General features: G+C 39.5%; 17 protein-coding genes, 1 tRNA gene, 1 pseudogene and 1 riboswitch. Of the genes and pseudogenes, 2 read left to right on the top strand and 17 right to left on the bottom strand.

The genetic code is table 11. The features are described from left to right. Positions 1–13: 13 nt before the first annotated feature. From PYS62_RS02025 to PYS62_RS01990, 8 genes and pseudogenes are all read right to left on the bottom strand, one after another. Positions 14–1,012: a PSP1 domain-containing protein gene (locus PYS62_RS02025; RefSeq protein ID WP_066714751.1), complete on the bottom strand. Its 999-nt coding sequence runs from the start codon at positions 1,010–1,012 to the stop codon at positions 14–16. Positions 1,013–1,059: 47 nt separating this feature from the next. Further along, positions 1,060–2,046 carry a hypothetical protein gene (locus PYS62_RS02020; protein WP_156422994.1) on the bottom strand — a complete coding sequence of 329 codons (987 nt, stop codon included), beginning with the start codon at positions 2,044–2,046 and terminating at the stop codon, positions 1,060–1,062. 11 nt (positions 2,047–2,057) lie between these two features. Next, complete coding sequence (locus tag PYS62_RS02015) at positions 2,058–2,405, bottom strand: cyclic-di-AMP receptor (protein WP_315574134.1); 348 nt, start codon at positions 2,403–2,405, stop codon at positions 2,058–2,060. A gap of 79 nt (positions 2,406–2,484) precedes the next feature. Next, a complete protein-coding gene (gene tmk, locus PYS62_RS02010) occupies positions 2,485–3,144 on the bottom strand; it encodes a dTMP kinase (protein WP_066714755.1) in 660 nt (219 codons plus the stop codon). 2 nt (positions 3,145–3,146) lie between these two features. After that, positions 3,147–3,518 (bottom strand): hypothetical protein, encoded by a 372-nt coding sequence (locus tag PYS62_RS02005; RefSeq protein ID WP_066714756.1) that lies wholly within the window; start codon positions 3,516–3,518, stop codon positions 3,147–3,149. A gap of 31 nt (positions 3,519–3,549) precedes the next feature. Next, positions 3,550–4,482: a hypothetical protein gene (locus PYS62_RS02000; RefSeq protein WP_066714758.1), complete on the bottom strand. Its 933-nt coding sequence runs from the start codon at positions 4,480–4,482 to the stop codon at positions 3,550–3,552. Between the two features lie 167 nt (positions 4,483–4,649). Next, the gene (locus PYS62_RS01995; protein WP_066714760.1) at positions 4,650–5,228 is read right to left on the bottom strand and encodes an energy-coupled thiamine transporter ThiT; all 579 of its coding nucleotides are present in this window, start codon (positions 5,226–5,228) and stop codon (positions 4,650–4,652) included. Positions 5,229–5,327: 99 nt separating this feature from the next. Beyond that, positions 5,328–5,420, bottom strand: a riboswitch (TPP riboswitch). Between the two features lie 272 nt (positions 5,421–5,692). Continuing rightward, positions 5,693–6,046 (bottom strand): annotated as a pseudogene (locus tag PYS62_RS01990) (transposase); the annotation flags it as partial. A 620-nt stretch (positions 6,047–6,666) separates the two neighbouring features. On the opposite strand from PYS62_RS01990, the gene PYS62_RS07465 reads away from it, so the two are divergent. Then, positions 6,667–6,756 carry an IS3 family transposase gene (locus PYS62_RS07465; protein WP_156423000.1) on the top strand — a complete coding sequence of 30 codons (90 nt, stop codon included), beginning with the start codon at positions 6,667–6,669 and terminating at the stop codon, positions 6,754–6,756. Positions 6,757–6,838: 82 nt separating this feature from the next. Here the strand turns inward: PYS62_RS07465 and proS are convergent, their stop codons facing one another. The 9 genes from proS to trmB all read right to left on the bottom strand — a co-directional run bounded on the left by proS (position 6,839) and on the right by trmB (position 12,090). Next, a complete protein-coding gene (proS, locus tag PYS62_RS01985) occupies positions 6,839–8,695 on the bottom strand; it encodes a proline--tRNA ligase (RefSeq protein WP_066714764.1) in 1,857 nt (618 codons plus the stop codon). Between the two features lie 87 nt (positions 8,696–8,782). Beyond that, the gene (gene rpsI / locus PYS62_RS01980; protein ID WP_066714766.1) at positions 8,783–9,205 is read right to left on the bottom strand and encodes a 30S ribosomal protein S9; all 423 of its coding nucleotides are present in this window, start codon (positions 9,203–9,205) and stop codon (positions 8,783–8,785) included. Between the two features lie 16 nt (positions 9,206–9,221). Next, a complete protein-coding gene (gene rplM / locus PYS62_RS01975) occupies positions 9,222–9,650 on the bottom strand; it encodes a 50S ribosomal protein L13 (protein ID WP_066714768.1) in 429 nt (142 codons plus the stop codon). Between the two features lie 174 nt (positions 9,651–9,824). Next, positions 9,825–9,974, bottom strand: a complete 150-nt coding sequence (locus tag PYS62_RS01970; RefSeq protein ID WP_156422995.1) for a winged helix-turn-helix domain-containing protein — start codon at positions 9,972–9,974, stop codon at positions 9,825–9,827. A 57-nt stretch (positions 9,975–10,031) separates the two neighbouring features. After that, complete coding sequence (locus PYS62_RS01965; protein ID WP_315574133.1) at positions 10,032–10,517, bottom strand: ATP-binding protein; 486 nt, start codon at positions 10,515–10,517, stop codon at positions 10,032–10,034. Positions 10,518–10,543: 26 nt separating this feature from the next. Then, a complete protein-coding gene (locus PYS62_RS01960) occupies positions 10,544–10,750 on the bottom strand; it encodes a hypothetical protein (protein ID WP_315574132.1) in 207 nt (68 codons plus the stop codon). After that, a complete protein-coding gene (locus PYS62_RS01955; RefSeq protein ID WP_390086312.1) occupies positions 10,732–11,082 on the bottom strand; it encodes an AlbA family DNA-binding domain-containing protein in 351 nt (116 codons plus the stop codon). The genes PYS62_RS01960 and PYS62_RS01955 overlap by 19 nt, the downstream gene beginning before the upstream one ends. Beyond that, positions 11,060–11,215 (bottom strand): AlbA family DNA-binding domain-containing protein, encoded by a 156-nt coding sequence (locus PYS62_RS01950; RefSeq protein ID WP_315574130.1) that lies wholly within the window; start codon positions 11,213–11,215, stop codon positions 11,060–11,062. The genes PYS62_RS01955 and PYS62_RS01950 overlap by 23 nt, the downstream gene beginning before the upstream one ends. A gap of 59 nt (positions 11,216–11,274) precedes the next feature. Beyond that, positions 11,275–12,090 (bottom strand): tRNA (guanosine(46)-N7)-methyltransferase TrmB, encoded by an 816-nt coding sequence (gene trmB, locus PYS62_RS01945; protein WP_066714770.1) that lies wholly within the window; start codon positions 12,088–12,090, stop codon positions 11,275–11,277. 117 nt (positions 12,091–12,207) lie between these two features. On the opposite strand from trmB, the gene PYS62_RS01940 reads away from it, so the two are divergent. Continuing rightward, positions 12,208–12,279 (top strand) — tRNA-Arg (locus tag PYS62_RS01940). Positions 12,280–12,421 lie beyond the last annotated feature (142 nt).

The following is a 12,421-nucleotide window of genomic DNA, read 5'->3' as shown; positions in this document are numbered from 1 at the left end:
AACTAAATCCCTACTACTCCATATCGTTATCATAAACGCCAACTACCGCATAAGACTTGCCAGCTAAATAGACGCTCTCTTGAATTGACTTAACCGTAGCACAACAAGGTTTGCTATGCTTAGCATCACCACTAGCACATTGACATTTAGCCCTAGCAAAATTACCAGCTTGCTTAGGAGCAGCTTGTTTCTCAGCATCGATGATCTCATTCATATTCACAACCTGCCAAGGATCACTATCTTTAGCCTGCTCAAGTTGTACTTGCACAATCTCACGTTGCAAGTTGACAGATTTAACAACGCCACGGCCATAAACTGTATCCAAGGTATAGCCCAAACGCGGCAATTTTTGCAAAGCCTCATCGTACCAAGCCTGCTCATATTGCAAACAGCACATCAAACGCCCGCACGTACCTTGTGACTTGCTTGAATTGATAGCCATGCTCTGCTCTTTGGCCAATTTAATACTAACTTGTGGGAAAGCTTTAAGATGCCTGACACAGCACGCCACCTGACCGCAAGCACCCAAAGAGCCACTCAATTTAGCCTTTTCTCTAGCACCAACTTGTCTTAGCTCAATGCGCATCCGATAGCGATAAGCTAAGCACTTGACTAATTCACGGAAATCCAAACGATCTGGTGCTTCAAAATAAAAGAGGAATTTGTTATCTTCCTGATTAAAATAGCTCTTTAAGAAGTCCATATCTAAGCCTAGACGTTTCGCATTATCACTTGCAAATTGTAAAGCTTCGTGCTCAAACGCTAGTTTCTCTTTTATATGAGCTTTATCTTTGGCTGTTGCTAAACGCACAAACTTGTATATATCAGCTTGCAGGTAGCGCTCAGGCATTTCCATAGCTGAACGATCAACTACTGCAAAATATTCTACTCCCTGCTTTACACAAATAACCTCTGTATTGATTGGCAATTTGCCAACTGATAACTCAGCTGGCAAAAGGCAATTTTGCACACGCTCATTGCCCTCAACTTTTACGCCTATAACTTTTCCCATCTATATATTTCCTCTATATCAGCATCTAAAATAATATTAAGTTTTTATTATAACACTTTACTAAAAGCGATTAAAAAAGCTTGAATCTGTAGTTCAAAGCTACCATTAGCTTGCAACCTGCGAATACATTTTTCCCAGGCCTGGAACGCTGTAATATAGAGCTTGTCCGTCTGGCATTTACGATAGAACAAAAAGAGCCAAATCTGCTCCAAATAAGCTAATTGTTGCTTGTCTTTATAATTAGTTAATTCCTGATATGCCTCAGTCAAAAGGCCTGCCAAATCGAGCTGAAAAAGGCGCTGAAAGAGCGCACTCAAATCCTTATATGCAAGCAAAAACTCACTATCAGCTAATAATTGGCACAAAAAGCCAGCATTGCCACCAGCAAATTCAATCATTTCAGCCTTAGATTTTCTCTGAGTCAAATCAGCGGGCAACTTTGCCCAAAGTTCAGCCAAATCTGTCTGAGTCAAGTGCGGCAAAAGATAAAGCAAACTTCTAGAACGAATAGTCGCTAAAACGCTATTTTGATTGCTAGACAATAAAATATAAAAATTACTGCTCGCACCAGACTCAATTGTTTTGAGGAGCAAGTTTTGACCAGCCTTACTGATGGCATCCATATCAATGATAAACACACGCCTATGTCCTAGGACAGGCAACATATGCGTTTCTGTATCGATGAAATCTCTTATCTGCTCCATGCTAAGCTGTTTGTTAGCCTCAGTTGCTCTAAGTTCCTTGAAATCAGGATGCGTCTTTGCCCTAAGATAACGGCAGCTATCACATACATGACAAGCTAGAGGCAATTTGGTCTTTGTATCAGTTTGCTGATTGGAACACAACAAAATCTCGCTAAGCGCCCTAGCCAAGCTATACTTGCCTAAGCCTTTCTCACCGATAAAGAGCAGCGTCAAATTGAGTTCTTGCTTAACTAGCTCTTGCAAAGCTAATTTCAGGTCATTTCGGCCTAGAAGCTCTTCAAAGCCCAAAAACAGTTCAGCAGAATCAGCTTGGATCATCTGTTTGCTCACAGGCAATCACCTTACATTTTTTCAAAATATTCAACAGGCGTAACAAATACTGTTGCTCCGCTCAAGGTCACCTCAACTGGTATCGACATATAAGCTGCACCAGGCATTACAGATGCAGAATTAGGATTCAAGGTAACTTTTCTGGTTGATGAATTTTTGCGAATTATATCAAGTACCTTTGGCACATCGCTAGCAGGTACAACTGTAATTAAAGTCGTGTTGCCAGAGCGCAAGAAGCCACCTGTGGAATTTAATTTTGTCACACTGAAATTATGACTATTCAGCTCAGCTAACAAGCCTGGACTATCCTCATCATGGACAATGGAATAAACAAGTTTCATCTCGGTCGAATTAGACATTCAGCACCTCCATTCATAACGACAGCTATTTTTTATTATTTTAACATATTTGCTAAACTAGCTGAAATTATGCATCCACTTATTTGTGGGCTAACAAATCAAAAAAATCTGCTTGGATCTTAGCTTGTAATTCTTGAATTGACTGTTTGGCATCCAGGCAAAGATAGCGGGCTTGGCCGTTACTTCTCTCTGTTTGCGCTAATTTATGATAAACGTCACGAATTTGCTGCCAAAAATCAAGATCATCAATTAAATCAAGTCGATCTTCGCTAAAAGTCGCACTCTTCTTCAAGCGTTCTCTAGCTGTCTCACGGTCCAAATCAATATAATAAGTTCGATCAATCGCCAAATTACCTAAGACCAAATGGCAGATAGCTTCAACTGTCTGATAGTCAAGCTTGCGCCCACCGCCTTGATATGCTAAGGTGCTGTCAATGAAGCGATCTAAAACTACAATCTGCTTATCAGCCAAAGCTGGCTTAATTTTTTCTTGAATAAGCTCTACACGCGCCGCTGAAAACAAGAGTAACTCGGCTAAATCGGCAATTTGCAAATTGGGATCTGCATCTTTCAAAATACTGCGAATTTTTTCGCCTAGCACTGTACCACCAGGCTCACGCAAGCGTATATAGCTTAAACCATTTTCCTCTAAAAATTGGCAAAAAGCATCAATCTGCGTACTTTTACCCGCCCCATCGATGCCTTCAAAATTAATCAACAGTGCTTTTTGTGCTAACATAATTAACTAAAACTTATCTCCACTGCTTGTAATTCGGCAATCGAGAGCTTAATTTCCTTCTCCAAACGAACTATGTCTTGCTTAATATCCGCCAAACTCTCATGATTCTGATGCTCACGGTTACGGCGATTCCTATAATTGCGTTCCCTACGGGGGTTATCACGGTTATTATCTTGTCGCTTTGCGCCCTCTACAACAGTTGTATTCGTTTCTTCCGCATTAGAAGAAGCGTTAAAACGGCGCTTACGATTTTCACAATTGAATTTGCGCTCAACTTTTTCGCCATTTTCGCTTTGATTTTGGCGTTTGAAATTTTTGTGATAATATGGTCGATTCTTTTTGTCACTATTGGCCAAAGTTGTCTCTTTACTCATAATTCTCCTATTCACCCACTATTTAAGCAACTTAAGCATTGTAATTGTAATGCCAAGTACGTTTGAAACGTTCGAGATTTTCACCGCCTAATTCTTGTATGCGTAAACCGTTAGTAATTAAATTCTCATCAAGTTTGGTAAAAGCTAAATTGTAATTAAACACATAACAAAAATAATTGTACTTGTAGCCGCTGGCCACTACTTCTGTTGGCAAAGCTTCCGTCTCACCTACCATATCGCCACTTGCCTTTGGCTTGCTACTTGCAACTTCCTTCGTTTTTTGCCAAGTTTGAGCTGGAATTTTAAGCTCTTGGAAGCTTTCGTCCGTCCGTGGCAAAACAGAAGATTCACAATAAATTGCGCCTAAAGCCGGGGCATTGAGTTTCTGCAAATCGCCAATTAACTTGACGATACTAGCTGTCATACTTGCTTTGTCTTTGACTTGTTTTCTGAAGCGAAGCAACAAACGAGCTTGTTCAGGCTCTTTGGCATCTTCACCATCAATTGAAACTGCCTGATTAACTTGAATTGAATAACGTTCAATCAAGCTGCGATAATCACGACTATCCAAAATTGGACTTAATTGTTCGTAAACATCCTTGGCTTGTTTCTGAGCCAAATAATTGTCTGTATAAATATGTTCAAAGGCTAAGGCCGTCGGTGTTGCTTCTGCTATATCTTTTTTGGCAGCCTCTTTGGCATCAGCTTTGGCAGTAGATTTGCGCAAACTAAAAATAGATTTAGCTAAAAACTTAACTTGGCTATCAGGGGCATATACTTGCAACTCATAGCGCAACGGAAACAAGCGAATGACTGGGCTGGCTAGCTTAAACTCCTGCTTCGGGTACTTCGCTTGCAAATAATCTGCAAAGCCGTGATTAATCCCGACTCTAACTATCTGCAGGACAAACAACAAAACAAAAGTTACAATGGCTGTAATTAGTAAACGTCGATAGCGTCGCATGTAAAACTCCCTTGCTTAACTAGGTCTTAATGATACCACAAAAGCTCGCCTTAGCACTTAAACGAGATAAAAGTTGCTGTAAATTATTTCTACCTCAAAGCATAAATAAGCAGGCCAAGTTATGTTTAATAAGCTCAACCTGCTCAAGAGAACTAGCTAATTAATAATTATTTGCGAATAAAGCGCTTCAATACTGGTTGTAAGATGATCACGCCCAAAATAGCCAATAATGTGTTCACGATGCCATATGGGAAGTTGTAGGCAAAGCTGAAATCGAAAGCTGGCCAGAATGGCTTACCCTCTGCATAGAAGGCAATACCTGAAATAACGGCAAAAGCGATACGAACTAAGCCAGCTAAAAGGCAGAAAGCAACATTAGCTGGATTGATGCGCATGTCGTTCAATTTAGGCATTTTCTTGTTAAAGCTATATGCCAAGCCGGCAATACCAAGGCTACCATAAGCCAAAATGTAGTCAATGAGGAATTGCGCAACATTAACGAAGAATGGTTTCATAATGAAGTCGATCAAGCCATAAATTGCGCCTAACAATATACCTTTGCTAAAGCCATGCCGAATAGCGAAAATAAATAATGGCAAGTAACCAAATAAGCTAATTGAGCCACCATTTGGCATTTCATAGAATGTGATAGCATTCAAAACTACAGCTAAAGCCAACATGATGCCAGCTTCAGCAATCGTAGCAATATCAAAACGTTTAACGGACTTCTGTTCCTGTTCAGGCATGGAAAACCTCTTTCTCTAATCGTTGATTTCACAACGCCAGAGAGTTTGCTAAATATCTCAACTGGGAAAAAGGACAATTCCGCCTAACAAGAGTAAAACTATTGTTAAGTTATGAATTCCCTCCGCCGGTATTATCCGGATCAGGTAATGATGGTCCTTGCGTCTCAGCTAATAGCTCCCATACCATAACGTCGTGTTTTTGATTAACATCTAAAGTATAACAGTTCTAAAGAAAATGTTAAGTAAGTAAATCAAGTCTTTTACTTTGATTTTTGATTGGAAACAAGTTTTTACAACTATCCAGACAGCAACCTCTCAATATAACCCTCGATCAATTTCTTAAATTAAGCTGTTTGGTGCTTGAATAAGATATAGATTGTCACGGAAGCAAGCACAACACCGTAAACAACTATTATCGTTTGCGTCAAGAAAGTTGGTGTAAATTCCTTCCAGTTAATAAACAATTAGGCGATAACGTCGCCTTGGTTTTTAACTTCTAGTGTTGCTAACTGCTTCTCAGTTACTTCGACTAATCTTTCTAGTTCAAATTTCTTTAGAACACTCGTATCTAGATATTTTCTCTGTGACCATTTTTCATTTTCATCTATCAATATTGACCCCAGTATCCTTAAAATGCTCCCTATATTAGGAAATATTCTTATCACTCGCTCACGGCGTTTTACTTCTTCATTTAACCGTTCTACCATATTTGATGTTCTTAGCTTCTTACGTAATACTTCTGCTAATGCGTATACTGACACTATATCTAACCAGCCCCTATCTAGAATTTCCATTGCTTTTGGAGCTGTTTTGGAATACTTTTCTAGTAGTTTTTATTTTCTTTGCAGGCAATCTTCTATGCTTGGCGCTTCATACATATCACGCAATTTCCCTTTGATTTCTGGCATTAATTTGCTGGGACAAGCGTACAAATCTGTAGCATTTTCTGCAGGTATCCATGATGGAATGTTAAAAGAAAAGTGTCATTCATGTATGGGCGAAATAGGCAAAATAGCACCAAACATAATAAACAGAGATTTTACAGCAACAGCACCACTTCAGAAATGGACGACGGATGTATCACAGTTCAACTTCACTTGGGAAAGTGTCTTGATATGTTCACAAATGAAATTATTTCATATAATCTTTCGACAAGTCCAAATATGTATCAGATTAAAAGTATGTTAAATACGGCATTTAAGTAATTTAGCTCATTAGAAGGCTTAATATTTCATTCAGACCAAGGGTGGCAATACCAACATAAGTATTATCGCCAAGAACTGAAAAGCAGAGAAATCATACAGTCAATGTCTCGCAGAGGCAACTGTATAGACAACTGCATGAGACATTCTTTGGGTGTTTGAAAATGAGATTATTATGGCTATGAGGAAGAATATGCTTCATTTAAGGACTTCTCGAATGCAATTGACAAGTATATATACATTATTACAACAATGAAAGAATCCGGTACAAAACAAAATGGATGCCACCTGTAAAATACAGATTGGCATCCATGTGTTCAGTCTAATTAGATATTTGTCCAGATTTCTTGGTACATATCTCTCACTGAAAAACGGGCCTCTTCTTACTGTTTTTTCTTTAGGTATAAATTAGGCAAACACATGCTTAACTAAATCAGTAACTTCATTAATCGGCACTAATTTTACCTGCATCTCAGCTTCTGTTAAATCTGAGCCTGTCAGCTTCACTTCCACCATACCATCACCGATACTACGGCCAACAGTGATACGGCAATAAGCGCCAACTAGCTCCATATCATTGAACTTAACGCCAGCTCTTTCTTTACGATCATCCAGGATGATGTCCAAGCCCATTTCACCAAGTTCATCGTAAAGCTGCTCAGCTACTTGCATCTGTTCAGCATTTTTATTATTGACAACCACAACTGCCACTTGAATTGGGGCTAAATGCTTAGGCCAGAGCAAACCATTTTCACTATGATTTTGCTCAACCATAGCAGCCAAGCTACGTCCAATACCAATACCATAACTGCCCATCTCAACTAATTGACGCTGATTATTCTCATCAATATAAGTCAAACCTAAAGCTTCAGAATACTTGTGACCAAGTTTGAAAGTATTACCAACCTCAACGCCATGCTCAAACTTAACTCTACCCTGTCCATTTTCACAGAGATCACCTTCAGCAATTTGGCGAATATCAGCAACTGTTATCTTGCCAACAGACATAGGTAAAGTAGCTAACAAAGCTTGCTTAGCTTCTGTATCTAAAGCTTGTGCAGATGCTAATTGTAACTTATTCAAAACTGCTTGTTTCAAGCTATCTACATCAGCTAAAGCTGCCCAGCTACAATGAATCAAATGATGCTCTTCGACATTTGCACCTACAACGAAGTTATCCATGAACAGAGTTTCTTGATCCAAAATTAACGGCAATTCAAGGCCAAATGGACCAACCGAACCGATATTAGCATGCGCATATTCTCTAACTTTTTCTTCGCTAGCTAATTCTACACTTTGGGCATGCAATAATTTAACTAACTTAGTTTCGTTGAGTTCACGATCACCACGCACTAAAACTGCCACATATTCCGGCTTATCAGAATCGTCCTTATTTACCTCATAGATAAGGGTCTTAATGGTTGCTTTAGGTGCGATATTAAAGTCAACTTTAAGCTCGTCAATCGTATGTGTACCTGGTGTTGAAAGCAGAGATTGCTTTTCGCCCCCTAACTCACAAACAGCATTATCTTCAACCGAAGCTAAGCAATTAGCTACTTCCAAGTTGGAAGCATAGTTAGATATTGGCTCATAAACAACAATATCTTCACCTATAGGACAAAGAGCTTGAAATTCTTCAGACAACAAGCCACCCATTATACCCGTATCTGCCCGCACAATCGCATAATTCAAACCTAGGCGATCGAAAATTCGTTTGTATGCTTCGAACATTTCCATGTATTGTTCATGCAAGCCATCTAAATCTCTAGCAAAAGTATACGAATCTTTCATAACAAATTGCCTGACACGAATTAATCCAAAACGAGGACGTGGTTCATCACGAAACTTTGTCTGAATCTGATAAAGGGAAAGCGGCAAATCCTTATAAGAGGTAACAGCCTGCTTACAAGCTTCAGTGAATAACTCCTCATGCGTAGGGCCTAGTACATAATCCTTGCCGTAGCGATCTTTTAACTGAAAAATAGAAGGTCCGAAATTATTCAAGCGGCCAGCTGAAGCGTACACTTCACTTGGCACAAGCACAGGCATAATGAGTTCCTGACTGCCAATTGCATCCATCTCTTCACGCACAATGTCTTCAATCTTTTGGCAAATACGATGTCCCAAAGGCAACAGTGTGTAGATACCAGCACCTACTTTTCTGATATAGCCAGCACGGACTAGGAGATTGCCACTCACTGAATCTTCATCACGCACTGTTTCACGTAAAGTCGGAAAATAAGCTTTACTTAATCTCAATTTCATTGTCATTCTCCTTACAGCTTTAACTGTATGAAAAAGACCGCTAAGCCGAAGCATTTGCGGTCTTTGTTGATAGCAATCCAACGACTCTTAACGTTTAGAGAACTGTGGAGCTTTACGAGCTTTCTTCAAGCCGTACTTCTTACGTTCCTTCATACGAGAATCACGAGTCAAGAGACCGGCTTTCTTCAATGGTGTATGGAATGTTGCATCATCATTGGAGCAAAGAGCACGTGCGATACCATGACGGATAGCACCAGCTTGACCTGAAACACCGCCGCCTGTAACTTCAGCGATAACATCGAACTTACCAGCTGTAGCTGTAGCTTCTAATGGTTGACGGATGATCAATTTCAATGTTTCCAAACCGAAATAATCATCAATATCCTTGCCGTTCACAGTGATCTTGCCTTCGCCTTCGATCAAACGAACCTTAGCAACTGCATTCTTACGACGGCCTGTACCATAGTAATAAACTTGGCCATTTGGGGCCTTTAATGTTCTAGCAATCATGTTCTACCTCCCCAAATTAAAACTTCAACTCTTCTGGTTTTTGTGCCTGATGCTCGTGATTAGGACCAGCATAGACTTTCAACTTGCGATACATTTGGCGACCAAGCTTAGTATGTGGCAGCATACCCTTAACTGCCAACTCCACTGGTTGAGTTGGGTGCTTCTTGATGAAATCAGCGTAACGTACGCACTTCAAGCCGCCTGGATAATTTGAGTGATGACGATATTCTTTCTGTTGCCACTTGTCACCTGTCATGCTGACTTTCTCAGCGTTGATAACGATAACATAATCGCCACAATCAACATTAGGTGTAAAGATGGCCTTGTCTTTGCCAATCAAAACGCGGGCAACTTCGGTTGCTAAACGGCCTAAGGTCTTACCCTCAGCATCAACCACATACCATTTACGTTCTAATTCCAAAGGTTTAGCAACTACAGTTTTCATTCCTAAATCCTCCAATAAATTCTCATAAAACAGCGTATATCTAATACGAACTTCCTAAGCATAACACAAGAAAAGTAAATGTCAAGCTGTTTTTGTTAGAAAAGCAAGTTTTTCTTGTTTTTTCTCCGTTTTTCGTTATTTTTCTGCTTTTTTCTCGCTCAAGTTGACGATTCATTAACCCTTTCTTGAAGTTCCCACACGGCGAATAATTCCATTTCTTCTATATTTGCGAATTGCCGATTTAAGAGTATTAACGTTTATTCCAAGCGCTTCTGCAATCTTACTTTGTGAAGCTGTTGGGTTGGCCTCAATATAATTAAGCATTTGCACCTCGGCAAAATCATTAGCTTGGGTGCTTGGGTGCTTGGGTGTCAGTTGCTGTCAATTCTGATTGCTCACCAAGAACGGAACAACAAGCTTGAACATGTCGCCCTCTATAAATTGTGGTTCCGAGCCTGAATAATATTTGCAATATTTGAATAAATTACGCACACCAGATCCTAATTGAGCCGCATAACCGATATTACGGAAAAATGCAGCAATAATCGGGTTCTTAGGATTAGGTTCAAGATTATCTGGCGTTAAAACATCCACCTGACTTGCACGATTAGCATTTTCAATGTACATTTTTGATTTTTCGATGACAAATTTTGCCTGATATGAGCTTGTATATTCACGGTGGATTAGTGTATTAGTGATCATTTCTCGCGTAATTATATTTCTTAATCTCTTGCGTTGATCTCCCTCCAAATAAAATTTATCAGGTAAATGCTTTTTCGCAAACGCCATGAGTCGCTCATAAGCATCTATCAAATTAGTTTTAATAATTTCTCTGTCATCATAGCGATCAATATTAACTTTACGCAAAATTGCATCTGTTACATAGGCAGGTACTATATAGCAATAACGTCATCTTTCCCTAAAAGCATAACTGCAGCTAAATTAAAGCCTTTTTGGCCTGTTACACGATCAATGCCGTATAAACGCGCACTTTTCAAAAGTTCTATGTCGGCCATTTTATCCCATGGCTGTAAGCGCCCACTATTGTTTTTAACCATTGTTCGCAAATTAGGTAAAAGATCTAAACGCAAATCTTCCATTGCACATATGGATAAATCTTTTTCTCAGTGAATATCGCCTGCTTGCGAATATACATTTGGGCAATTTGGGCTGTTGCTGTCACTTTAACATCGGCATCATTAACACGATCATAAATTACTTTTTTGTAACTATGAACTTCAGCACTAGGTGCGATATGAATATGAATTATCTGTTTGCCCTCATATGCCATAATTTCAGGCTCAAGATAAATAGTTGGTGTAAATAAATTCTGATTACTTACGCAGCTAATGAAATTCTTAATCAAAGCTGGGGCTGCCTGTTCAGGAATACCACGCACTGTGCCATCATCAAATACACCAAAATATATCACCGCCAAAGCGATTCAAAAAAGCGCACACTGTTTCGTACACATCATTTTCAATGCCATTACCACAGCGTTTGAACTCAACGGCTATCGTTTTACCAATTTTTAAGATCGATTCAAGTGGATTATTGTTCAGCACATAAACCTCCCAATTGATAAATAACTAAAGCTATGCCCTATATGTACTACATCATAGCATCACAGGTGCTTCTTTCGTTCGCACAATTTAGCATAATAGTCAAAATCGTATTGCCAATCAGTATTGGCTCTTAATGGCGAATTAGCAGCCTGCCATTTAGCTTGCTCTTTAAGCTGTTCAGCTAACGGAAGTTTAATTGCTACCAGCTGATAAATCGGCAAGCCTTGTTCACGGAAACGTGCCTCATACTCAGTCATAATGCCTGTTACATCTTCATCTATCTGCAAATTCCCTTTCACCAGTTTTAGCTGAAAGCCCATGTATTTGAGATAGGCTTGTGAAGCTTGAAAGAATTCGTCATTATCAGTTTTGACGATAATCTCACCGCCCGTTTTGAGAATCTCCTGATAATCAGCTAAGAAGGTTGGATATGTCAAGCGGCGCTTATGATGGGCAGTTTTAGGCCACGGCGTAGAAAAATTCAAATAGATACGGTCAACTTCTTGTTCAGAAAACAAATCTTTTAAATTTTCGGCCGTGCCAAAAATCAAGCTGACTGGCAAATTGGCTGCTTCCACCTTTTTGGCAGCAAAGCAAAGCGCATTAATTTCGCTATCCATTGCAACAATTTGGGATTTTGGGTTTTTAAGTGCTAGTTCACTGACAAACTTACCCTTGCCACAGCCAATTTCCAAATAAAGCGGGGTTGCATTCAAATCTGTTGGAACTAATTCACTTTTTGCCAATTTAGCCATCTGCTCTGAATCAAAGCGACTACGCCACTTGCCTTTATAGGCGCAGGCAGCCTCTCCTGTCAGACATTGTTCAATTTTTGCAATTGCATCTTTTGCCCATTTTTTCTTTCTTACGCGCATGGTTTCATCCGTTCATCTTAGTTTCAGCCTTTATAACTTATGGTTATGAGCTGTCTTGCTAGTTTAGCATTTAATTTGAAAATTTAACACTTTCACTCTATAATTTTCAGTACGAATGTCCCGTTGGCCTAATGGATAAGGCAACAGTTTCCGGAGCTGTTGATGTGGGTTCGATTCCTATACGGGACGTTAGAAGCACTGCTTTTAGCAGTGCTTTTTGTTATTTTAGCGCCAAGGCAACAAAAAGCAGCCTCACAAAATTAATTGTGTTGGCTGCTTTCGAATTATACGATATTAGAATCGTTAATTAAGCATTGACCTTTTCAGGAGC

The sequence above is a fragment of the Amygdalobacter nucleatus genome (assembly GCF_029167365.1).
Classification (GTDB): domain Bacteria; phylum Bacillota; class Clostridia; order Saccharofermentanales; family Fastidiosipilaceae; genus Amygdalobacter; species Amygdalobacter nucleatus.
This window is presented reverse-complemented; position numbering and strand designations above follow the sequence as displayed.